The sequence below is a fragment of the Burkholderia sp. Bp9015 genome, from assembly GCF_003853505.1.
Lineage (GTDB): Bacteria > Pseudomonadota > Gammaproteobacteria > Burkholderiales > Burkholderiaceae > Burkholderia.
This window is the reverse complement of the sequence record NZ_QTPZ01000113.1, coordinates 1-296: the sequence shown is the minus strand read 5'-3', so window position 1 is coordinate 296 and position 296 is coordinate 1. Positions and strand designations below refer to the sequence as shown.

Below are 296 nucleotides of genomic sequence, written 5' to 3'. Positions count from 1 at the left end.
CAGCCGCAACTGGTGATCCTCGGCAAGCAGGCGATCGACGACGATTCGAACCAGACGGGCCAGATGCTGGCTGCGCTGGCAGGCCTGCCGCAAGCGACGTTCGCGTCGAAGGTGACGATCGCCGACGGCAAGGCAACCGTGGCCCGTGAAGTCGATGGCGGCGCGGAAACGCTGTCGCTGTCGCTGCCGGCGGTCGTGACGACCGACCTGCGCCTGAACGAGCCGCGCTACGTGACGCTGCCGAACATCATGAAGGCGAAGAAGAAGCCGCTGGAAACGGTGAAGCCGGAAGACCT

The 296-nt window shown here is 65.5% G+C and carries 1 protein-coding gene; it reads left to right on the top strand.

The window, feature by feature from the left end; translation table 11 throughout:
- On the top strand, positions 1–296 hold a 296-nt coding region (locus DIE12_RS37845), incomplete at both ends, for an electron transfer flavoprotein subunit beta/FixA family protein (RefSeq protein WP_409364401.1).